The sequence below is a fragment of the Pseudomonas sp. Z3-6 genome (assembly GCF_051131985.1).
Lineage (GTDB): Bacteria > Pseudomonadota > Gammaproteobacteria > Pseudomonadales > Pseudomonadaceae > Aquipseudomonas > Aquipseudomonas zanjanensis.
Genome location: NZ_CP071644.1, coordinates 3,974,401 through 3,994,832, shown reverse-complemented (window position 1 = coordinate 3,994,832; position 20,432 = coordinate 3,974,401). Strand labels below are relative to the sequence as shown.

Below are 20,432 nucleotides of genomic sequence, written 5' to 3'. Positions count from 1 at the left end.
TACTGGGAATCATTCTCAAAGTATATTCGCTCTCATTCCTATCCCTCTGTGAGTGCGCGTCTTGAATCGTTCCACCCCTCTCGCTTACCGCAATGCTCTCGTCAAATGTGTTTTACCCGCGCTGTCCTGCTGTTTCATGGCAAGCCCCCTGAGGGCACAAGACACTCTGGAGCTGCCCACCACCAACGTGCAAGGCAGTCGGATCATTCAGGACGAAGGCTACACGACGTCGCAAGCCAGCACGGCGAGCAAGAGCGATGTACCGATCAAGGAAGAGGCGCAATCGATCAACGTGGTGACCCAGCAGACCTTGGCGGACTATCAAGTGCGCTCGCTGAACGACGCGATGAAATTCATCAGCGGCGTCAGCCAGGGCAACACCTTGGGCGGCTCGCGGGACTCGCTGGTCAAGCGTGGTTTCGGCACCAACGACGACGGCTCGATCCTGCGCGACGGCGTGCGTTCGAACCTGGGCCATAACTTCAGCGCCACCACCGACCGCGTCGAAGTGCTCAAGGGGCCGGCCTCGATGCTGTATGGCGCACTGGAGCCTGGCGGGTTGATCAACGTCATCAGCAAGAAGCCGGAATACACCCAAAGCACCACGCTGAGCGGTTCGGCCTACAGCGAAGGCGGCGGCACCATGGCCCTGGACACCACCGGGCCGTTGGGTGACACCGGGTTGGCTTATCGCCTGATCGCCGAGCGCGGGCATGAGGATTACTGGCGCAACTACGGCGTCAACGAAAGCACCCTGGTGGCGCCGTCCCTGGCGTGGACGGGTGAGCGGGCGTCGTTGAACCTGAGTTATGAGTACAACGAATATTCCAATCCGTTTGATCGGGGTACGGTGTTTACCAATGGGCATCCGGCCGATATCGACTATGACAAACGCCTGGATGAGCCTTGGGCCAAGAGTGTCGGTATTCGCGAAACGGCGACGGCGCGGTTCGAGTATGAGTTGAGTGAGGCGTGGAAAACGCGGGTGACTTATGGCTGGAACAATGACCGGTATAGCCTTTCGATTGCGCAGCCGAGCCTGTCAAAAACCGGTGTTTTCCAGCGAGCCGCCAACGGCGCTCATTATGATGATGAAACTCGTTATGCCAGTTGGGATTTCATCGGTAAACAGGAGTTGTTTGGTCAGCGTCACGACTTACTGGTTGGCGTCGATAATCAAGTATCGGATCAGTTTCGTGGCAAGACCTATCGTGGGGATGCGCAAGGAGGGTTTGACATTACAGCGCCGGTTTATGGTGGGTTGGCAGAACCTAGCAAGCTGAACGCAAAACAGAGCAACCTGAGTAACCAGCTGACCTCCAGCTCCATTTATCTCAAGGACAACTGGCACCTGGATGATCGCTGGATCCTGGTCTTCGGTGGGCGTTACCAGCATTACGATCAATTCACCACTCAAGGGATCGTCCAGGGTGCGCCGGTTCGCGACGACAATGGCGACGCCTTCGTGCCGTTCCTGGGGCTGGTCTATAAAGCCACCGATACCCTTTCGCTGTACGGTAACTACAGCCGGTCGTTCAAGCCCAATGATGTAGTCGACAAGGATCGTCGTACCTTCCAACCAGAGGAGGGTCGCAGCTACGAAATCGGCGCCAAGTACGATCCGCTGCCGGGGCTGAACATCAACCTCGCTTTGTTCGACATCGTCAAAAAGAACGTAGTCACCACCGTTGACGAAGTCTCGGAAGCCGCCGGCAAGGTCGGTTCCCAAGGTCTGGAGCTGGACATCACCGGTCGCCTGGCCGACCGTTGGGATTTGATCGGCACCTATGCCTACACCCACACCGAAATACTGGATGATCCCAAGGACGAGGGCCATCGCCTTCCCGATGCGCCAAAACACACCGCCAGCCTGTACCTGAGCCACCACCTGAACGTGCCTGCCGAATTCGGTGCCTGGCACGCCGGCGCCGGTGCCCGCTACGTCGGCGAACGTGCGGCCAATAAAGCCAACGAGTTCTGGCTCAGCAGCTACACCGTCGCCGACGCCTTCCTGCGCTGGGAGTCGCCAGTGTTCGGGCACAAGACGTCGTTGCAACTGAACGTCGACAACCTGTTCGACAAGCAATACTACCCGTCCTCCACCGGCAGCCAGGTGCAGGTCAATGTCGGCGAGCCGCGTACCGCCAGGCTGAGCGCCAGCGTGACGTTCTGATTCCAGTTTCAGGCCGCCTTCGCGAGCAGGCTCGCTCCCACACTTGTTTTTGGGTGGTCTCAAGACTTGCGTAACCACCGATCCCTTTTGTGGGAGCGAGCCTGCTCGCGAAAGCGGAGTGTCAGTTAACGATGATTTGACTGACCCGACGCCATCGCGAGCAAGCCCGCTCTCACAGGATCACCGAAACGCCGGCACCACCTGCTGGATGAACAGCTCCAGGGATTTTTTCTTCTCGGCATGGGGCAGGCTGTTGTCGCACCAGAAGCTGAACTCATCCACTCCCAGTTCCTGGTAATACTTGATCCGCTCGATGATTTGCTGCGGCGTGCCGATCATGGTGTTCTTGCGGATGTTCTCCAGCTGGAATTCCGGACGCTCGGCGAATTTTTCTTCCGGGCTCGGCGCGAGGAAGCCGTTGACCGGCACCTGCTTGTTGCCGAACCAGGCATCAAAGGTGCGGTAGAACTTCGAAATCGCCTGGGCACCGATTTTCCAGCCTTCGGGATTGTCCACTGCGTGTACGTGGGTATGGCGCAGCACCATCAATTGTGGGCGTGGCACGTCGGGGTTGTTGTCCAGGGCGGCCTGGAACTTGTTCTTCAGGTCCAGGACTTCCTCGTCGCCCTTCATCAATGGCGTGACCATCACATTGCAGCCGTTGGCGACAGCGAAATTGTGGGAGTCCGGGTCGCGGGCGGCGATCCACATCGGCGGGTGAGGCTTGCGGATTGGCTTGGGCACGCAGGTGGAGGTGGGGAATTTCCAGATCTCGCCATCATGGGCGTAGTCGCCTTGCCACAGGGCGCGCACCACCGGGACCATTTCCCGCAGGGCCTGGCCGCCGGAGGAAGCCGGCATGCCGCCGGCCATGCGGTCGAACTCCACCTGGTAGGCGCCCCGGGCCAGGCCGACTTCCATGCGGCCATTGCTGATGACATCCAGCAGCGCGCATTCGCCGGCCACTCGCAGCGGGTGCCAGAACGGCGCAATGATGGTGCCAGCGCCCAGGTGAATGGTGGTGGTCTTGCCGGCCAGGTACGCCAGCAGCGGCATCGGGCTTGGCGAGATGGTGTATTCCATGGCGTGATGTTCGCCGATCCAGACGGTGCTGAAACCGCCGGCCTCGGCCAACAGGGTCAACTCGCTCAGGTCTTCGAACAGCTGGCGATGGCTGACGCTTTCGTCCCAGCGCTCCATGTGTACGAACAGGGAAAATTTCATGGCGCTTTCTCTTATTTGTTGACGATCGGTTCAGGCGAGGACGGGCAGGGCGCCCATCTTGCCGTGGCAATAAACCAGCGGTCCCGGTGTGTGCTGCGGCACGATCAGGTTCTTCACGGCGCCGACCATGATGGCGTGGTCGCCGCCTTCGTATTCGCGCCACAGTTCACACTCGATGATGGCGGTGGCGTTGCTCAGCAGCGGGTTACCCAGTTCGCTTAAGGTCCATTCGATGCCCTGGGCCTTGTCCTTGCCTTTGCGGGCGAAGGCATAGGCTTCGTCCTGTTGGCCGCCGGAAAGGACATGGATGGCGAAGCGCTTGTTCTTGATCAGCACCGGGTAGGAATCGGAGCTGTAGTTGGGGCAGAACAACACCAGCGCCGGTTCCATCGACAATGAGCTGAAGGCACTGGCGGTGAGGCCGACGACCTGGCCGTCGTCATCGAGGGTGGTGATCACCGTCACCCCGGACGGGAACGAGCCCATGACTTGTTTGTAGACGCTGGCATCGATCATCGGACCATCCTCGGGCTGTAGCGGTTGTGGGTGCGCGATGTTCATCAATGGGCACCCGCGGCTTTGTTCAGGTCGCTCTCGGCCCATTGGGTGTAGACGCACGCATCGGCGGTTGCCCAGCGCACGCACACCGGGTCGCCAGCCTTGAGTGGCATGCCGGCGGCGGACAGCGCCTTGACGGTCATGGCCGTGCCGCCGGACGTCACCACGCTGCAGGTCTGGCTTTCACCGAGGAACAGCACTTCGACGACCTTGGCCGAGACTTCATTCCAACCGGCCGCCAAGGGTTCCTGGGCCGCTTGCTCGACGCTCAGGGCGAGGGCTTTTTCCGGGCGCACCATCAGCAGCACGTCCTGGTCCGCTTGCAAGCCGGCGGTCAGGCGGATCGACAGCGATTGGCCTTCGAAACTCGCCACGGCATTGCCCTGGGCCTTGAGCTTGAGGAAGTTGGAATTGCCCAGGAATGACGCGACAAAGGCGTTCGGCGGGTTCTGATAGAGGTCATAGCCGCTGCCCAGGCCGACGATTTTGCCGTGGCTGAAAATGGCGATGCGCTGGGACAGGCGCATGGCTTCTTCCTGGTCATGGGTGACGTAGACGATGGTGATGCCCAGCCGGCGGTGCAACTGGCGCAGTTCGTCCTGCAAGTCTTCACGGAGCTTTTTATCCAAGGCCCCAAGAGGCTCATCCATCAGCAGGATGCGCGGTTCATAGACCAGTGCCCGGGCAATCGCCACGCGCTGTTGCTGGCCGCCGGACAGTTGCGAAGGGCGACGATGGGCGAACTCTCCCAGCTGCACCAGCTTGAGCATGGCGTCGACCCGGCGTTCGCGCTCGGCGCTGGCCAGTTTGCGAATCGCCAGGGGAAAGGCAATGTTGTCGCGCACCGACAGGTGCGGGAACAGTGAGTAGCGCTGGAACACCATGCCGATGTCACGTTTGTGCGGCGGTACGTTGACCAGGGATTTGCCGCCCACCAGGATCTCGCCGCTGCTGGGGGTTTCGAACCCGGCCAGCATCGACAGGGTGGTGCTCTTGCCCGAGCCGCTGGAGCCGAGGAAAGTCAGGAATTCGCCGTCCTGGATCTCCAGGGAAATATCGTCCACGGCGGCAAAGTCGCCGTAGTGCTTGTTCAGGTTGCGCAGGCTGACCAGGGTCTTGTTGTGCTGTTGTGCGGGGTCTTTGACGGCACTCATCGTGTTCTCCTAGGCGCTCAAGCGCTGATTTCATTGCGCCGGCGCAGGGCGGCGGCGATCACCATCACCAATACCGAGAGGCCGATCAGCAGCGTCGAAGCGACGGCGATCACAGGCGTCAGGTCCTGGCGCAGGGTGGTCCACATCTTTACGGGCAGGGTTTGCAAGGTCGGGCTGGCCATCATCACGCTCAACACCACCTCGTCCCACGACACCAGGAACGCGAACAGCGCACCGGCGACCATGCCCGGGCGAATCGCCGGGAATGTCACCTTGAACACCGCTTGCAGGCGCGAGGCACCGCAGATCACTGCCGCATCCTCGATGGATTGGTCGAACAGCTTGAGCGAGTTGATGATCGAGATGATGGTGAACGGCAGCGCGACAATGACGTGGCTGACCACAAAGGCGAACATCGTCCCGGTGTAGCCGAGCTTGAGGAACAGTGCGTACACCGCCACGGCGATAATCACCAGCGGCACGATCATCGGCAGGGTGAACAGGCCGTAGAGCATTTCCCGGCCCGGAAAACGCCCGCGCACCAGGGCAAACGCGGTGGGCAAGCCCAGGGCTACGGCGCAGACGGTGGTCAGCACCGCAACCTTGAGGCTGGTCAGCGCCGCGCTCATCCAGTCGGGATTGGAAAAGAACTGGCCGTACCATTTGAGCGTCCAGCCCGGTGGCGGGAAGACCAGCCATTGGGACGAACCGAACGACAGCAGCACGATGAATACGATGGGCAACAGCAGGAACAGCGCGATCAGCCCGGTGGTGAAATACAGGCCGAACCGCATGCGCCGGCTCATGGCATTGGGAGTCAGGAGCATGGCGGCTTACCTCGCGTTGCTGGCACCCACCGGGGATTCCGGTTGGAGCTTCAGGTAGAAGTAGAACAACACCAGGGTGATCGCCACCAACAGGGCCGCGCCGGCACTGGCCAGGCCCCAGTTGAGGAACGACTGCACCTGCTGGATGATGAATTCCGGCAGCATCATGTTCTGCGCGCCGCCCAGCAGTGCCGGGGTCACGTAGTAACCGAGGGACATCACGAACACCATCAGCCCGCCCGAGAACAGCCCCGGCCGGCACAGCGGCAGGAACACCCGGAAGAAGTTGGTCCACGGGCTAGCGCCGCAAATCGAGCCGGCCTGCAGGATCATCGGGTCGATGGCCTGCATGGTCGCCTGCAACGGCAGGACGATGAACGGGATCATGATGTAGCTCATGCCGATCACCACGCCGGTGAGGTTGTGCACCATCTCCAGCGGCTGGTCGATGATGCCCAGGGCCATCAATGCCTTGTTCACTACCCCGGAGGCCTGCAACAGCACCAGCCAGGAATAGGTGCGGGCCAGCAGGCTGGTCCACATCGACAGCAGCACGATGTTCAGCATCCAGCGCCCCCAGCCACGGGGCACCAGGGTGATGGCCCAGGCCAGGGGGAAACCCAGCAGCAGGCTGAACAGCGTCACCAGCCCGGCCACCGAAAAGGTGTTGAATAGCACTCGGGCATAGGCCGAGTTGGCGAACAATTGCTCGTAGTTGCCCAACCCGGGCACCGGCTCCAGCACACCGCGCAGCAGCAGGCCGATCAGCGGCGCCAGGAAGAACAGGCCGAGGAACAGCAGGGCGGGGAGCAGGTTACCGGCCCCGCGCCAGCGCTGCAGCCGCGACGGCGCTTGCGGTGCAATGGCCGGGACGGTTGCCACACCGGCAGCGCCAGCGGCGCCCCCGGTGTGCTGGGTTGCCGATGCCGACATTTTTATTTGACCAGCCATTCGTTCCACCGTGTCGCGATGTCCTGACCGTTCTTGGCCCAGTACGCGAAATCAAGCGTGATTTGATCCTTGGCGTAGGCAGTCGGCAAGTTGGGGGCGAGCACCGAATCCAGGCGTGCGACGCTGTCGACGTTGACCGGCGCGTAGGCGGTCAGGTTGGAGAAATCGGCCTGGCCCTTGGCGCTGCTGGCGTTGGCCAGGAACTTCATGGCGGCGGCCTTGTTTTTCGAGCCCTTTGGAATGACCAGGATATCGGCCATGACCAGGTTCTGCTTCCAGCTTACGCCGACCGGAGCGCCGTCTTGTTGCAAGGCGTAGATCCGGCCATTCCAGAACTGGCCGATGCTGGCTTCGCCGGACGCGAGCAACTGCTGGGACTGGGCGCCGCCGCCCCACCAGACGATGTCTTTCTTGATGGTGTCGAGTTTCTTGAAAGCACGGTCCAGGTCCAACGGATAGAGCTTGTCCTGAGACACGCCATCGGCCAGCAGGGCCAACTCAAGCACGCCGGGGCTCGGCCATTTATAGAGGGCGCGTTTGCCAGGGTAGGTTTTGGTGTCGAACAGCGCCGACCAATCCGTTGGCTTGCCCGCGCCGAGCTTGCCTTCGTTGTAGCCGAGCACGAACGAGAAGTAGAACGAGCCGACACCGTGGTCGGAGACGAAACGCGGGTCGATCTTGTCGCGTTGGATGACCGAGAAATCGAGGGGTTCGAGCAGGCCTTCGGCTGCGGCGCGCAAGGCGAAGTCCGCCTCGACGTCGACCACGTCCCACTGCACGTTGCCGCTTTCGACCATGGCCTTGAGCTTGCCGTAGTCGGTGGGGCCATCCTGGACCACGGTGATGCCGCTGGCCTTGCTGAATGGGTCGGCCCAGGCCTGCTTCTGCGCGTCCTGGGTGCTGCCGCCCCAACTGACGAAGTTGACGCTTTCAGCGGCCATCGTCGCCTGGCTGGTGATACTCAGTAGGCCAGCAAAAAAAATTGCGGCTGCACGTTTCTTCAACACCATTTTCACGCCCTCATTGTTGTGTTTATTGAGCGGGCTTTTGTTCGCCCACTTATCGGGAGCATTGGTTCAACTGGCCTTGCGGGGACCGTGCCAACGGTTAGCTGAAGCACTCGGTCTATGGAATATCATATTATGGTATTCCAAACTTTCTGCAAGGGTTTTGCTGTACCGGCTATCTGTCTGCCTAGGTTTTTCGTGATCTTTTGTGGGATTTTGTTCAACCTCGGGTTATCCCTCGAAGGGGATACTTTCCACCACTTCCAAGTCATAGCCGGTCAACCCCGCATACTTGAGCGGTGGTCCCAGGTGCCGCAATTTACCGACGCCCAGATCCTGGAGAATTTGCGCGCCGGTGCCCACTTCAGAATAGATGCGCGATTGCGACCGACTGAACTGTCGTGGTGGCTGGGTCAGTTGCGGTACGCGCTCAAGCAGCGCCTGGGACGACTCGTGATTGGCCAGCACGACCACCACGCCGCAACCTTCCTCCGCCACCCGCTGCAGGGCCGCCCACAACGTCCAATTGGACGGGCCGTTGTATTCGGCACCCACCAGGTCCCGCAGTGGATCGATCACATGCACCCGCACCAGGGCCGGTTCTTCCCGACGGATATCGCCCATGACCATCGCCATGTGCACGCCGCCTTCGATGCGGTCTTCGAAGGTGAACAAGCGGAAGGTGCCATGCACCGTCGGCAGTTCCCGTTCACCGATGCGCACCACCGTGTGCTCGGTGCTCAGGCGGTAGTGGATCAGGTCGGCGATGGTGCCGATCTTGATGCCGTGCTTGCGAGCGAAAATCTCCAGGTCCGGGCGGCGGGCCATGGTGCCGTCATCATTCATCACCTCGACGATCACCGAGGCCGGGGTGAAACCCGCAAGACGCGCCAGGTCGCAACCGGCTTCGGTGTGCCCGGCCCGGGTGAGCACGCCGCCTTCCTTGGCCCGCAGCGGGAAGATATGCCCCGGCTGCACAATGTCGTTGGGCCCCGCATCGACGGCCACGGCGGCGGCGACGGTGCGCGCCCGGTCGGCAGCGGAAATGCCAGTGGTCACGCCGCTGGCAGCCTCGATGGACACCGTAAACGCGGTGCTGAACACACTGCCGTTGCTCGGTACCATTTGCTCAAGTCCCAGGCGCTGGCAGTGCTCATCGGTCAACGTCAGGCAGATCAGCCCCCGGGCTTCGCGCGCCATGAAGCTGATGGCCTGGGCATTGCAGCAATCGGCGGCCAGCAGCAGGTCACCTTCGTTTTCCCGATCTTCGTCATCCACCAACAACACCATCTTGCCCAGGCGGTAGTCTTCGATGATTTCCTGAATGTTGTTAAAGGCCATGTCGGGCTCTCTTTGTTTTGAGGGGCTTGCTGGAACGATGTCGTGGTATACCATAATACAAAACAAACCGAGAGGTCACTATGAAGGCGTACTGGATTGCTCATGTGGATGTCACCGACCCCGATCAATACAGCCAATACACCCAACGGGCGCCGGCGGCGTTCGCCTTGTATGGCGGTCGGATGTTGGCCCGGGGCGGGCGCAGCGAAGCGATGGAGGGCAGGGCCACGCCGCAGCGCAGTGTGGTGATCGAGTTCGATTCCTACGAACAGGCGCTGGCCTGCTATCACTCGGCGCAGTATCAGGAGGCCAAGACGCACCGTGAAGGCGTGGCCCGGGCCGAGGTGATCATTGTCGAGGGTGTGGCACCCTGAGATTCGTCAGCGGATGAAATGAATCTTGCCGCTGTCGTCGTTGCCCATGTAGATGCCATAGACCCCGGCCTGGCGTTCCTCGATATAACGTTCGAGGATCTGCCGGATGGCCGGGTAGTAGATGCTGTCCCAGGGAATGTCTTCAGGGGCGAAGAACTGGCAGGCGAGGGTTTCCGGGCCGAACTGGCCGGTGATCTCCAGCGCGATGGCGCGGAAGATGATGTACACCTCGCTGATCTTCGGCACGCTGAAGATCGAGTAGGGCGAGACGATTTCAGCGCGTACGCCGGTTTCTTCCCAGACTTCCCGCAGCGCGGCCTGTTCAGTGGTCTCGTTGCCTTCCATGAAGCCGGCCGGCAGCGTCCAGGTGCCCGGGCGCGGCGGGATGGCGCGCTGGCACAGCAGGTACTTGCCGTCCTGCTCGATGATGCAGCCGGCAATGATCTTCGGGTTGACGTAGTGGATGTAGCCGCAACCACCACACATCAGTCGCTCATGGGTATCGCCCGCTGGCAGGCGGTGATCGAGGTCACTGCCGCCGCACTTTGGACAAAAGCTCGGGCTGAACATGGCTAGCGACCTATGCGCGGTTCTTTGAGGGCGATGGGCGGGATGATTTCGGGGATTTCACCGGTCTCTTCCTGTTGGCGCTTGAGGTAATCCAGGGCGACCTTGGCAGCGGCGCGCACGTGGTCGACGCAGGCCTGGTGGGCGGCCAGGGGGTCGCCGCTCTTGATCGCCTCGACCATCCGTTCCATTTCCTGGTTACTGCTGCCGCGACGGTTTTCCTGGGACACCGAGGTCGCCCGCAGATAGCTGATGCGCGCCTGCAACTGGCGCAACTGGGTGGCGGCGACATGGTTGCCGGAGCCTTCGAGCAGCACGTCGTAGAAGCCTTGCACCGAATCGATGACCTGTTGCAGCTCGCCTTCCTTGAGGGCCTTGCGGTTTTCCTCGAGGGCTTTCTCCAGGGCCTTGATGTCCTTGGCCTTGGCGCGCAGGGTGAACAGTTGGACGATCAGGCCTTCGAGCACGCAACGCAGTTCATAGATATCCACGGCATCGGCCAACGTGATGATGGCGACCCGTGGGCCCTTGGCATCGGCAAACTCCACCAGACCTTCGGATTCCAGGTGGCGCAAGGCTTCACGCACCGACGTGCGGCTCACGCCCAGGCGATCGCACAGATCCCGTTCGACCAGGCGGTCGCCCGGCAGGAGCTGGAAGTTCATGATGGCGCTTCGCAATTTATCCAGCACGATCTCGCGCAGGGTAACGGGGTTGCGATTGACCTTGAAGCTGTCGTCGAGTGGCAGGCGTTTCATGGGGTCCGCTCTGTAATATGGCTGTCCATGCCAAACGGGCAACATCCGTGCACGTTCAGATCAAACAGCCAAGGGTTGACTGGAGGCCTCGGCATCGGCTTCAGCGAAGGCTTCACGGGCAAGCCGGAAACTGTCCACGGCAGCGGGAACGCCGCAATAGATACCGACCTGAAGCAGAATTTCGCGTATTTGCTCACGACTCAAGCCGTTACGCAAGGCGCCACGCACATGCAGCTTGAGTTCGTGTGGGCGATTGAGGGCGGAGATCATCGCCAGGTTGATCATGCTGCGCTCCTTGAGCGATAAACCCTCGCGACCCCAGACATGACCCCAGCAATACTCGGTGACCATTTCCTGCAGCGGCCGGGTGAAATCATCGGCGTTCTCGATGGAACGGTTGACGTAGTCCTGGCCCAGCACCTGGGTGCGGATCTTCAGGCCTTGTTCGTATTTGTCATTGCTCATGCGGGCTCCCTGAAAAAAGTGCTGAACCTGTGGGAGCGAGCCTGCTCGCGATAGCGGTGTGTCAGGCAGATCAATTTCGACTGTCGCACCGCTATCGCGAGCAGGCTCGCTCCCACAAGGGGGATGTGTATGGTCATCAGGCCAGCGCGGGCAGTGGCCCCAGCTTGCCCTTGTGGTAGATCATCGGCGTCACCGGCTGCGCGGGCAGGATCAGGTTCTTCACCGCGCCGACGATGATCGCGTGGTCGCCGCCATCGTATTCGCGCCACAGCTCGCATTCGATGATGGCCGTGGCTTTGCCCAGCAACGGATTGCCCAGCTCGCTCAGGTGCCAATCGATGCCCTTGGCCTTGTCCTTGCCTTTACCGGCAAAGGCGTAGGCTTCGGCGGTCTGGTCGGCGGACAGCAGGTGGATCGCGAACTGCTTGCTGTCGCGCAGCACCGGGTAGGTGTCAGACGCATAGTTGGGGCAGAACAACACCAGCGCTGGGTCGATCGACAGCGCGCTGAACGCGCTGGCGGTGATGCCGACGATATTGCCCTCAGGGTCCAGGGTGGTGACCACCGTGACGCCGGACGGGAAGGAGCTCATGACTTCTTTGTAAATGCCGGGTTCGATCATTTCTCAGGACTCCTAGCGCATCACGAACGGATCAGGCATGGGCGCCTGGGACAGGTTGATCCACACCGTTTTCAGTTCGGTATAGGCCAGCACCGAATCGATGCCGCTCTCGCGTCCATAGCCGCTGTTCTTGAAACCACCGATGGGCGCCATGGCCGACACCGCACGGTAAGTGTTGACCCAGATGATCCCGGAACGCACATCCCGGGCCAGGCGATGGGCGCGGCCCAGGTCGCGGGTCCAGATGCCGGCCGCGAGGCCGAACTGCGAGTCATTGGCAATCGCCAGGGCCTCGGCTTCGTCCTTGAAACGAATCACCGAGGCCACCGGACCGAAGACTTCTTCCTGCATGATCTTCATCGAGTTGCGGTCGCATTCGAACAGCGTCGGCTCATAGAACCAACCGTCGCCCAGGTTCGGCGGACGCTTGCCGCCCAAGCGCAGGCGCGCACCTTCGGCAATCGCGTCGGCAACCAGGCCCTCGACTACGGCCAGTTGCTGCGCGGTGGCCATGGGGCCCATTTCACTGGCGTCTTCCTGAGGATTGCCGATGCGGATGCGCTGGGCGCGCTCGACCAGCCGCGAGACGAACTCATCGTAGATCTCGTCCTGCACCAGCAACCGTGAGCCAGAGACGCAGCTCTGACCGGATGCCGCATAAATCCCGGCGATTGCCCCGTTGATTGCACTGTCCAGGTCGGCGTCGGCGAAAATGATATTCGGTGATTTGCCGCCCAGCTCCAGGGAAAGCTTGGCGAAGTTCTCGGCGCTGCTGCGCACCACATGGCGGGCCGTGGCCGCGCCGCCGGTGAAGGCGATCTTGCGCACCAGCGGATGGCGGGTGAGGGCGGCGCCGGTGCTCGGGCCGTAGCCGGTGATGACGTTGACTACGCCCGGCGGGATCCCGGCTTCCAGGGCCAGGCGAGCCAGCTCAAGAATGGTTGCCGAGGCGTGCTCGGACGGTTTGATCACAATGGTATTGCCTGCCGCGAGGGCCGGCGCCAGTTTGATTGCGGTGAGGTACAGCGGGCTGTTCCAGGGAATGATCGCCGCCACCACGCCCATGGCTTCGTGCACCGTATAGGCAAACATGTCCGGCTTATCGAGGGGCAGGGTGCCGCCTTCGAGCTTGTCGGCCAGGCCTGCGGTGTAGTGGAAGAACTCCGGCAGATAGCCGACCTGGCCGCGGGTTTCGCGGATCAGTTTGCCGTTGTCGCGGCTTTCCAACTGGGCCAATTGTTCTTTGTTTTCGGCGATCAGGTCACCGAGACGACGCAGCAATTTGCCACGGGCGGTAGCGCTCAGGCCGCGCCAGGCCGGGCTGTCGAAAGCGCTTTGTGCTGCCTGGACGGCGCGCTCCACATCGGCTTCGCCGGCGTCAGGCAACTCGGCCCAGGGTTGGGCCAGGGCCGGGTTCAGGCTTTCGAAGGTCTTGCCGGACAAGGCATCGACCCATTCACCGCCGATGCACATCGAAAAACGTGCGAGTGTCATGCAACGATCCCCTTTATTTGGTTTTGTCGGGCGCTTGCCGTGTCGAGGAATTCCAGCAACAACTGGTTGACCAGGCGCGGTGACTCTACCGGCATCATATGCCGCTGTTCGGCGAGCACCGCAACACTGGCGCCGGGAATGCGCTCGGCCAGCTGCCGGGCCATTTCCGGCGTCGAGCCGGGGTCCAGTTCACCGGTGGCGATCAGCGTTGGAACCTGGATATTGCCCAGGTCATCGGCGCGGTACATGTCCTGGGTGGCGAACAGCTCATAGGTGGTCAGGTAACCCTGCGGGTCATTCCCTGCCAGGGTCTGGCGCAGCGCGGCGATCTGCGCCGGGTTGGCGGCCTGGTATTCACGGCTGAACCAGCGCGACAGCGCCGCCTCGGCATTGGCGTCCGGCCCATGCTCGGCGGCCTGGGCGGTGCGGGCGATGACGCCGGCGCGCTGTTCGGCGCTGCGGTTGAACACGCTGTTGAGTACCACCAGGCCTTGCAGGCGCTGCGGGTAATGCAAGGCAAACGCCCGGGCCACCAAGCCACCCATGGAAAAACCGATCACCGTCGCCTGGGGCAGTTGCAAGTGATCGAGCAGCTCCAGCAACTGGTCGGCGTAGCCCAGCAACGCGGTACCGCTGGGGGGGCGCGGGCTGGCGCCATGGCCGAGCATGTCGTAGGCAATCACTTGGTATTGCGTGGCCAGGCCAACGACTTGGCCGCCCCACATTTCTTTGTTCAGGCCCACGCCATGGATCAAGACCACGGGTTGGCCTTGGCCGGTGGCCAGGTAGCTGGTGCCGGCCGGGGTGAGTTCAGCGGTGAGCCGAATCATGGAGCGCTCCTGCATGGCTTTTTTATTGTGGTTGCCCAAGCTGGATCACTGCGCATTCTCGGCGGCCAGTTCTTCCAGGTCGATGTAACGGTTACCGATGCGCGGGTGCAGGCGGCCGCCATCGGCGCAGCCCAGCACCACGACGATTTCGTCGGCGCGCGGGGCGTCTTCAATTTGCATTTCCAGGGTGATGTAGTGCGAGCGCAGGCCTTCGTCGTCCTTGTGCATCATCGGGATCTGGATCGAGGTGCCAGGGCCGCCGCGCTTGTTGGTGAAGCTCAGGTAGCTCTTGGCCTTGACCGCTTCGCGGTAGTGGTTGCCGAAGCGCAGGGTGTGGATCACGGCGGAGGCGTGCTCGATTTCGCCGTCGGCACCGACCACCGCGGCCTTGCCATACGCTTCGATTTTCTCGGCGCCGCCGATGATGTCCACCAGGCGCTCGACCATCAGTGCACCGAGATCGGAGCAGTTGGCGCGGATCTCCGGTTTCAGGTCTTCGACGAAACCGCGGCCCAGCCAAGGATTCTTCATGACGACCGCCAGCCCGACCATGGTCACCGGTTTGTCGGTGGCTTTGCCGCCTTCGATGAATGTCTCTTCGACATAGCTGACGATCTTGCGAATTTCGAAACTCATGGGCTGCTCCGTCATTGGGTGAACAAGTGTGTGCGTATGATGGTATACCATAATACTGAGTGCGCAAATCCCTACAACAGGTTTGTGTTCGGGAGGCGACCGAAGGCAGCTCGCCCGCGACCCCGAAAGAACTGGTCTACGCTTTGTGCGCGGACACTCGAATGTTTTTGGATAGCCCTGCAACGTGTCCGGGGGAGGAAGGATGCCCTTCGAAATCGCCGATGTTTCAATTACCGTCTGGTCATTGTTGAGCCCAACCTACGTGACGCTCAAACCCCACGAAGCCCTCATCAAGCGTTTCCTGGGTAACGACCTGAAGGTTCGCTTTCTGACAACCCAGGCGGCCGTCCAGGCGCTGGCCCAGCCCGATCAAGCCTTTCCCCTCGAGTGGCGGGTGGGGGCTACTCCACCGGCCCAGGCCAATCAAAGCATCAACCAGTGTCTGGAGGCCCTGGCGCTTTATCTACGGGGTCAGGACAAACGCAAATACCACGACATGCTGGACGAGGCGAATACCAAGGGTGACTCGCTGTTCACCGATGCGCGGAACAACACACCGGCGCAATTCGTCGCCCAGAAGTGCACCTATTACTACCAGGGCGCGTACATGTCGGGTGATCAGTTCGCTGTCGGCGCGGCGTTGCGCCATGACCTCACCTCACAGCTGATCCTGTTCTACGCGGCCGCTGACGAGACGGCGGCCAAGCGGTTGGTCAAGTTCTATGGCACTTCCTGTGGGGTAAAGGCCGCTCGGTTGCTGCCGGTGTTGGTCACCGATGCCAAGGCTGCCTGCGAAACCTGTCGCCTGGTGGTCGACGCCAGGATCAATAAAAGTGCACTGCCGCCCTTCACCGATGCGGCACTGGCATTCCTGGCCGGCGTCGCCAAGGGTGCAAAACTGTGCCCGGTGGGTGGCGCCACCACCGATGTGGCTGCGTCAGTGCTCAATGGCGACGGCAAGGGCAGCATCGCCCAGTGGGACAATGTCGATCCCAATGCCAATCGCTACTGGGCGTATCGCCTCGACAAGTTCCTGGGGCTCAAAGGGGTGGTCAAGGGCCAGAGCTACGTCATTGTCTGGACCCGCTTCAGCGGCAAGGACGGGGGTGCCCATCCGGAGCTGGACGACAGTTGGACGGGGTTGGGGCAGGTGTGTCACCAGTTGTTGAAAAAAGGGCGGAACGTCATCGTGGTCGGACGCCCGAGGACCAACCGGGACCTCAACGCGAAGCTGACGACCCACCTGAATAAACTCGACCAGGATGCAGGGGCGGTGTCCCGGGACAATCTTCAGGTCTGGGGTGAGTATTGGAAGCTGGACAACGGCAACCCCAACCAGAAGATCATCGGGCCCAACCGTGCTGCCGAATATGCCATTTTCCTGCGCATGAAAAGTGCCGAATGGAACTGCAAATTGGTGCACCTGGGCATGCGCAGCGGTGCGATGGATGCCGCGGCCTTGCTGGGGATGCGCACTCGATTCATCGAAGACGCCGGCAACCAGCAGATCGCGCGAACGACCAAATGGACCGGGGCGACCAATACCAACCGTCTCTACCAGCGTATCCCGGTGGCCGAATTGCCTACCTGGAGCGCGCGAGGCCATGAGGAAAACCTGGCGGTCAAGCGAGGTTACCTGCCCACTGATCTGGCGATGATCGTCGCCAGCGTCGAGGCTGCGTTTACTTGAGGTGAACGGCCGTGCTGCTTCAAGGTGGGGCGAGGGGTATGAATCCGTGCATTTTCCTGCAACGTTGCAGTGCGCTCAGGTTTTCGTCGTCTGGAGATGAGCGCGGTTGGCCATGGATGAATGAGTAAAAACTTCCCCCCTTGTGGGGCACGGCTGTCCCATTCTACCCGCTCAAGAGCCGTTCAAGCCGCGTTCGAGAGAAAGGGCGCCAGCATTTATGGTCATTGATGTCGCCAGATCGAAAAATAATTTCGCCTTTTAGTGGTTTTGCAATACTTTTTCTATCCAGAGCCTGACGCCGTGACGCTTAGGCACACCCTTTGCTAAGCATTGAAAAGCCAGCCTCCCAGGCCAGGACACGCCATCCATGAAGAAACAGAGGGGAATCCCAGGACCGCACTCGATAAAGCAGGGCTCAAAGCAAGGCAAGGCCGAACCGTCGGAATGACGAAGTGATAAGAAATGCCGTGTAGAACGCGGCAGGGAGTTGGCTATGCCCCACGCTTTTTTTAATGAAATGTATGACGCCCAGGGTGACTGCCGCCCGCACTACCAAGCCTTCTCGCGCTGGCTGGCGGACACGCCGCTGGAGCTGTTGGAGCAACGCCGTCGCGAAGCCGACCTGCTGTTCCATCGCGCCGGTATCACTTTCACCCTCTATGGCGACGAGCAGGGCACTGAACGGTTGATTCCGTTCGACATCATCCCGCGCAGCATCAAGGCCAGTGAATGGCAAATGGTCGAGCGTGGCTGCATCCAGCGGGTCCAGGCCCTGAACATGTTCCTGGCCGACATCTACCATGGTCAACACATCCTCAAGGAAGGCATCATTCCGGCCGAGCAAGTGCTCGCCAACGAGGGTTACCAGATCGCGATGCAGGGCCTGGACCTGCATCGGGGCATCTATGCCCATATCGCCGGTGTCGACCTGGTTCGCGACGGTGACGGCAGCTACTACGTGCTGGAAGACAACCTGCGCACCCCCAGCGGCGTGAGCTACATGCTCGAAGACCGCAAGATGATGATGCGCCTGTTCCCCGAACTCTTCGCCGCCCAGCGCGTGGCGCCCATCGATCATTACCCGAACCTGCTGCTCGATACCCTCAAGACCTCAAGCCCACTGGAAAACCCTACCGCCGTGGTGTTGACCCCGGGACGCTTCAACAGCGCCTATTTCGAGCACGCGTTCCTGGCCCGTGAAATGGGCGTGGAGCTGGTGGAGGGGGCCGACCTGTTCGTGCGCGACGACCACGTGTACATGCGCACCACCGCTGGCCCCCGGCAGGTGGACGTGATTTACCGTCGCCTCGACGATGCCTACCTCGACCCACTGTCGTTCAACCCCGATTCGATGCTGGGCGTGCCCGGGCTGATCGCTGTTTACCGTGCGGGTAACGTGGTGCTGGCGAATGCGGTCGGCACGGGCGTGGCCGATGACAAGTCGATCTACCCCTACGTCGACGAAATGATCCGTTTCTACCTCACCGAAGAGCCGATCCTGAAGAACGTGCCCACCTGGCAATGCCGCAAGCCTCAGGACCTGTCCCATGTGCTGGCCAACCTGCCGGATCTGGTGGTCAAGGAAACCCAGGGCTCCGGCGGCTACGGCATGCTGGTCGGGCCGGCCGCCACTGCCGCGGAAATCGAGGATTTCCGCGCGCGTCTCAAGGCCCGGCCCGAAGCCTACATCGCCCAGCCGACCTTGAGCCTGTCCACGTGTCCGACCTTTGTCGAGAGCGGCATTGCGCCGCGCCACATCGACTTGCGTCCGTTCGTGCTGTCGGGCAAGGAAACGCGCCTGGTGCCCGGCGGGCTGACCCGTGTGGCGCTGCGCGAGGGCTCGCTGGTGGTGAACTCGTCCCAGGGCGGCGGCACCAAAGACACTTGGGTCGTGGAGGACTAAGACATGCTTTCAAGAACTGCTTCGGACCTCTATTGGATGTCCCGCTACCTGGAGCGCGCCGAGAACCTGGCGCGCATGCTCGAAGTCAGCTATTCGCTGTCGCTGATGCCCCAGGCCGGGCGCAGCGATGGCCATGCCGAGCTGGCGATGTCACTGCTGGCGGCCGGTACACTGGATGATTACAACGCCCGTTATGACGCGCTCAACACCGAGCGCATGCTGCATTTCTTTGCCCTGGATGAAACCAACCCCGGCAGTATCTACAGCTGCCTGCGCGCCGCGCGGACCAATGCCCATGCGGTACGCGGGCGCATCACTGCCGATATGTGGGAGAACATCAACGCCACTTGGCTGGAAATGCGCAACATCGCCAGCAATGGCCTGGGGCGCTACGGCATCAGCCATTTCTGCGAGTGGGTCAAGGAGCGTTCGCACCTGTTCCGGGGCGCGACGTCGGGCACCATCATGCGCAACGATGCCTACTGCTTCATTCGCCTGGGGACCTTTATCGAACGGGCCGACAACACCCTGCGCCTGCTGGATGCTCGCTACGAGATGTTCGGCGAGGAGTCGGAGGAGGTCAGTGACAACTCGGCCCGTGGTTATTACCAGTGGAGTGCCTTGCTGAGGGCGCTGTCTTCGTTCGAGGCGTTCAACGAGATCTATCGCAACGCGCCCAATGCCGAGCAGGTGTCCGAGATGCTGCTGTTGCGGGCCGACGTCCCGCGTTCGCTGCATGCCTGTATCGAGGAACTGGACCATATCCTCGCCAGTTTGCCGGGCAACAACGGCCGGCCGGCACAACGCCTGGCCGCCGAGCTGAATGCGCGACTGCGTTATTCCGGAATCGACGAGATCCTTGCCTCGGGCCTGCATCAATGGCTGACGGATTTGATCGGGCAAATCCGCCACTTGGGCCAGACGGTCCATGAGTCTTACCTGGAGGTCGTATGAAACTGTCCATACGCCACGACACCACCTACAGCTACGCCGATGAAGTCTGCACCAGCATCCAGTTCCTGCGCCTGACGCCTCGGGACACCCAGCGCCAGCGCATCCTGGAGTGGCACTTGGAACTACCGCGACTGGTGCGCAGCCAGCTTGATCCTTACGGCAACATCCTTCACGTCATGACCATGGACGAGCCCCACGGTGCCTTGGTCTTGACGGCTTATGGCGAGGTGGAAATCCATCAGTCGATAGCGATGGAGCCGGACGGCCAGTCGCCGCTGCCGTTCTTGCGCACCAGCCGTCTCACCGAGGCGGATGAGACCCTCAGCGCCTTCGCTGTCGAGCAATGCGCAGGGCGACGGGATCGTTCGGCCTTGACCGATCTGATGAATGGCCTGGCCGCGCGGATGCCCTACAGCCCCGGCACGACGGCGGTCAACAGCACTGCCGCCGAGGCGTTTGCCGGTGGAACGGGGGTTTGCCAGGACCATACCCACGCCTTCCTGGCCTGCGCCCGCAGCCTGGGCGTTCCCGCGCGTTATGTATCCGGCTACTTGTGCACCGAGGATGAAAGCCACCTGGCGAGCCACGCCTGGGCGGAAGCCTGGCTCGACGATGGCTGGTACAGCTTCGACGTGACCAACCGCCTGACCCTTCCAGACCGCCACCTGAAACTGGCGGTCGGCCTGGACTACCTCGACGCCTGCCCGGTCCGAGGCATGCGCCGGGGTGGCGGGGCCGAACAGATGCAGGCGCGGGTGCAGGTGAGCTCGATGGTGCAGGTGCAACACCAATAAAGGCACGCCGAAGCTGAAGCCTCATCGCGAGCAAGCTCGCTCCCACACTGGAGTGGGTGGTGAACACAAACCTTGTGACCACCCGAGAACCCAGTGGGAGGGCCATAGGG

20 protein-coding genes are annotated in these 20,432 nt (G+C 61.5%); 6 read left to right on the top strand and 14 right to left on the bottom strand.

What is annotated here, in order from left to right; all coding sequences use genetic code 11:
* Nucleotides 1–136 precede the first annotated feature (136 nt).
* The gene (locus tag J3P88_RS17670; protein ID WP_434570628.1) at nt 137–2,173 is read left to right on the top strand and encodes a TonB-dependent siderophore receptor; all 2,037 of its coding nucleotides are present in this window, start codon (nt 137–139) and stop codon (nt 2,171–2,173) included.
* Between the two features lie 180 nt (nt 2,174–2,353).
* Here J3P88_RS17670 and J3P88_RS17665 read toward each other — a convergent pair whose 3' ends face one another.
* The 7 genes from J3P88_RS17665 to ribBA form a co-directional block, all read right to left on the bottom strand.
* Entirely contained in the window at nt 2,354–3,397 is a 1,044-nt protein-coding gene (locus J3P88_RS17665; protein ID WP_434570627.1) for an LLM class flavin-dependent oxidoreductase, read from the bottom strand.
* Nucleotides 3,398–3,427: 30 nt separating this feature from the next.
* Nucleotides 3,428–3,913, bottom strand: coding sequence for a flavin reductase family protein (locus J3P88_RS17660; protein WP_186710474.1), 486 nt, complete (start codon nt 3,911–3,913; stop codon nt 3,428–3,430).
* 44 nt (nt 3,914–3,957) lie between these two features.
* Nucleotides 3,958–5,109, bottom strand: coding sequence for an ABC transporter ATP-binding protein (locus J3P88_RS17655; RefSeq protein ID WP_434570625.1), 1,152 nt, complete (start codon nt 5,107–5,109; stop codon nt 3,958–3,960).
* A gap of 17 nt (nt 5,110–5,126) precedes the next feature.
* Nucleotides 5,127–5,936: an ABC transporter permease gene (locus J3P88_RS17650; RefSeq protein ID WP_053125546.1), complete on the bottom strand. Its 810-nt coding sequence runs from the start codon at nt 5,934–5,936 to the stop codon at nt 5,127–5,129.
* A 6-nt stretch (nt 5,937–5,942) separates the two neighbouring features.
* Nucleotides 5,943–6,869: an ABC transporter permease gene (locus tag J3P88_RS17645; RefSeq protein WP_189656379.1), complete on the bottom strand. Its 927-nt coding sequence runs from the start codon at nt 6,867–6,869 to the stop codon at nt 5,943–5,945.
* Between the two features lie 2 nt (nt 6,870–6,871).
* Complete coding sequence (locus tag J3P88_RS17640; RefSeq protein ID WP_434570622.1) at nt 6,872–7,897, bottom strand: ABC transporter substrate-binding protein; 1,026 nt, start codon at nt 7,895–7,897, stop codon at nt 6,872–6,874.
* A gap of 228 nt (nt 7,898–8,125) precedes the next feature.
* On the bottom strand, nt 8,126–9,235 hold the full coding sequence (ribBA, locus tag J3P88_RS17635) for a bifunctional 3,4-dihydroxy-2-butanone-4-phosphate synthase/GTP cyclohydrolase II (RefSeq protein WP_186710461.1): 1,110 nt from the start codon (nt 9,233–9,235) through the stop codon (nt 8,126–8,128).
* Nucleotides 9,236–9,315: 80 nt separating this feature from the next.
* Here ribBA and J3P88_RS17630 point away from each other — a divergent pair, with 80 nt between their 5' ends.
* Nucleotides 9,316–9,609, top strand: a complete 294-nt coding sequence (locus J3P88_RS17630) for a DUF1330 domain-containing protein (RefSeq protein ID WP_434570620.1) — start codon at nt 9,316–9,318, stop codon at nt 9,607–9,609.
* A gap of 6 nt (nt 9,610–9,615) precedes the next feature.
* Here the strand turns inward: J3P88_RS17630 and J3P88_RS17625 are convergent, their stop codons facing one another.
* From J3P88_RS17625 to J3P88_RS17595, 7 genes are all read right to left on the bottom strand, one after another.
* Nucleotides 9,616–10,179 (bottom strand): NUDIX hydrolase, encoded by a 564-nt coding sequence (locus J3P88_RS17625; protein ID WP_053125541.1) that lies wholly within the window; start codon nt 10,177–10,179, stop codon nt 9,616–9,618.
* A gap of 2 nt (nt 10,180–10,181) precedes the next feature.
* Entirely contained in the window at nt 10,182–10,934 is a 753-nt protein-coding gene (locus J3P88_RS17620; RefSeq protein WP_186710459.1) for a GntR family transcriptional regulator, read from the bottom strand.
* Nucleotides 10,935–10,994: 60 nt separating this feature from the next.
* Nucleotides 10,995–11,399: a carboxymuconolactone decarboxylase family protein gene (locus J3P88_RS17615; protein WP_434570618.1), complete on the bottom strand. Its 405-nt coding sequence runs from the start codon at nt 11,397–11,399 to the stop codon at nt 10,995–10,997.
* 136 nt (nt 11,400–11,535) lie between these two features.
* Complete coding sequence (locus J3P88_RS17610) at nt 11,536–12,021, bottom strand: flavin reductase family protein (RefSeq protein ID WP_186710455.1); 486 nt, start codon at nt 12,019–12,021, stop codon at nt 11,536–11,538.
* Between the two features lie 12 nt (nt 12,022–12,033).
* A complete protein-coding gene (locus tag J3P88_RS17605; protein WP_434570616.1) occupies nt 12,034–13,515 on the bottom strand; it encodes an aldehyde dehydrogenase in 1,482 nt (493 codons plus the stop codon).
* Complete coding sequence (locus J3P88_RS17600; protein WP_186710451.1) at nt 13,512–14,345, bottom strand: alpha/beta fold hydrolase; 834 nt, start codon at nt 14,343–14,345, stop codon at nt 13,512–13,514. The genes J3P88_RS17605 and J3P88_RS17600 overlap by 4 nt, the downstream gene beginning before the upstream one ends.
* A 45-nt stretch (nt 14,346–14,390) precedes the next feature.
* Nucleotides 14,391–14,981, bottom strand: coding sequence for an amino acid synthesis family protein (locus J3P88_RS17595; protein ID WP_434570613.1), 591 nt, complete (start codon nt 14,979–14,981; stop codon nt 14,391–14,393).
* A gap of 202 nt (nt 14,982–15,183) precedes the next feature.
* Here J3P88_RS17595 and J3P88_RS17590 point away from each other — a divergent pair, with 202 nt between their 5' ends.
* The 4 genes from J3P88_RS17590 (at nt 15,184) to J3P88_RS17575 (ending at nt 20,322) form a co-directional block, all read left to right on the top strand.
* Complete coding sequence (locus tag J3P88_RS17590) at nt 15,184–16,671, top strand: hypothetical protein (RefSeq protein ID WP_186710449.1); 1,488 nt, start codon at nt 15,184–15,186, stop codon at nt 16,669–16,671.
* A gap of 493 nt (nt 16,672–17,164) precedes the next feature.
* A complete protein-coding gene (locus J3P88_RS17585; RefSeq protein WP_186710447.1) occupies nt 17,165–18,574 on the top strand; it encodes a circularly permuted type 2 ATP-grasp protein in 1,410 nt (469 codons plus the stop codon).
* A 3-nt stretch (nt 18,575–18,577) separates the two neighbouring features.
* A complete protein-coding gene (locus tag J3P88_RS17580) occupies nt 18,578–19,528 on the top strand; it encodes an alpha-E domain-containing protein (protein ID WP_003201699.1) in 951 nt (316 codons plus the stop codon).
* Nucleotides 19,525–20,322 (top strand): transglutaminase family protein, encoded by a 798-nt coding sequence (locus tag J3P88_RS17575; protein WP_434570610.1) that lies wholly within the window; start codon nt 19,525–19,527, stop codon nt 20,320–20,322. Before J3P88_RS17580 ends, J3P88_RS17575 begins: the two co-directional genes overlap by 4 nt.
* Nucleotides 20,323–20,432: the final 110 nt, after the last annotated feature.

What these genes read in the sequence shown, in the direction of transcription:
- J3P88_RS17670 (WP_434570628.1), top strand. Translation starts at nt 137, where the DNA reads ATGGCAAGCCCCCTGAGGGCACAAGACACTCTGGAGCTGCCCACCACC.
- J3P88_RS17665 (WP_434570627.1), bottom strand. Translation starts at nt 3,397, where the DNA reads ATGAAATTTTCCCTGTTCGTACACATGGAGCGCTGGGACGAAAGCGTC.
- J3P88_RS17660 (WP_186710474.1), bottom strand. Translation starts at nt 3,913, where the DNA reads ATGATCGATGCCAGCGTCTACAAACAAGTCATGGGCTCGTTCCCGTCC.
- J3P88_RS17655 (WP_434570625.1), bottom strand. Translation starts at nt 5,109, where the DNA reads ATGAGTGCCGTCAAAGACCCCGCACAACAGCACAACAAGACCCTGGTC.
- J3P88_RS17650 (WP_053125546.1), bottom strand. Translation starts at nt 5,936, where the DNA reads ATGCTCCTGACTCCCAATGCCATGAGCCGGCGCATGCGGTTCGGCCTG.
- J3P88_RS17645 (WP_189656379.1), bottom strand. Translation starts at nt 6,869, where the DNA reads ATGTCGGCATCGGCAACCCAGCACACCGGGGGCGCCGCTGGCGCTGCC.
- J3P88_RS17640 (WP_434570622.1), bottom strand. Translation starts at nt 7,897, where the DNA reads ATGGTGTTGAAGAAACGTGCAGCCGCAATTTTTTTTGCTGGCCTACTG.
- ribBA (WP_186710461.1), bottom strand. Translation starts at nt 9,235, where the DNA reads ATGGCCTTTAACAACATTCAGGAAATCATCGAAGACTACCGCCTGGGC.
- J3P88_RS17630 (WP_434570620.1), top strand. Translation starts at nt 9,316, where the DNA reads ATGAAGGCGTACTGGATTGCTCATGTGGATGTCACCGACCCCGATCAA.
- J3P88_RS17625 (WP_053125541.1), bottom strand. Translation starts at nt 10,179, where the DNA reads ATGTTCAGCCCGAGCTTTTGTCCAAAGTGCGGCGGCAGTGACCTCGAT.
- J3P88_RS17620 (WP_186710459.1), bottom strand. Translation starts at nt 10,934, where the DNA reads ATGAAACGCCTGCCACTCGACGACAGCTTCAAGGTCAATCGCAACCCC.
- J3P88_RS17615 (WP_434570618.1), bottom strand. Translation starts at nt 11,399, where the DNA reads ATGAGCAATGACAAATACGAACAAGGCCTGAAGATCCGCACCCAGGTG.
- J3P88_RS17610 (WP_186710455.1), bottom strand. Translation starts at nt 12,021, where the DNA reads ATGATCGAACCCGGCATTTACAAAGAAGTCATGAGCTCCTTCCCGTCC.
- J3P88_RS17605 (WP_434570616.1), bottom strand. Translation starts at nt 13,515, where the DNA reads ATGACACTCGCACGTTTTTCGATGTGCATCGGCGGTGAATGGGTCGAT.
- J3P88_RS17600 (WP_186710451.1), bottom strand. Translation starts at nt 14,345, where the DNA reads ATGATTCGGCTCACCGCTGAACTCACCCCGGCCGGCACCAGCTACCTG.
- J3P88_RS17595 (WP_434570613.1), bottom strand. Translation starts at nt 14,981, where the DNA reads ATGAGTTTCGAAATTCGCAAGATCGTCAGCTATGTCGAAGAGACATTC.
- J3P88_RS17590 (WP_186710449.1), top strand. Translation starts at nt 15,184, where the DNA reads ATGCCCTTCGAAATCGCCGATGTTTCAATTACCGTCTGGTCATTGTTG.
- J3P88_RS17585 (WP_186710447.1), top strand. Translation starts at nt 17,165, where the DNA reads ATGCCCCACGCTTTTTTTAATGAAATGTATGACGCCCAGGGTGACTGC.
- J3P88_RS17580 (WP_003201699.1), top strand. Translation starts at nt 18,578, where the DNA reads ATGCTTTCAAGAACTGCTTCGGACCTCTATTGGATGTCCCGCTACCTG.
- J3P88_RS17575 (WP_434570610.1), top strand. Translation starts at nt 19,525, where the DNA reads ATGAAACTGTCCATACGCCACGACACCACCTACAGCTACGCCGATGAA.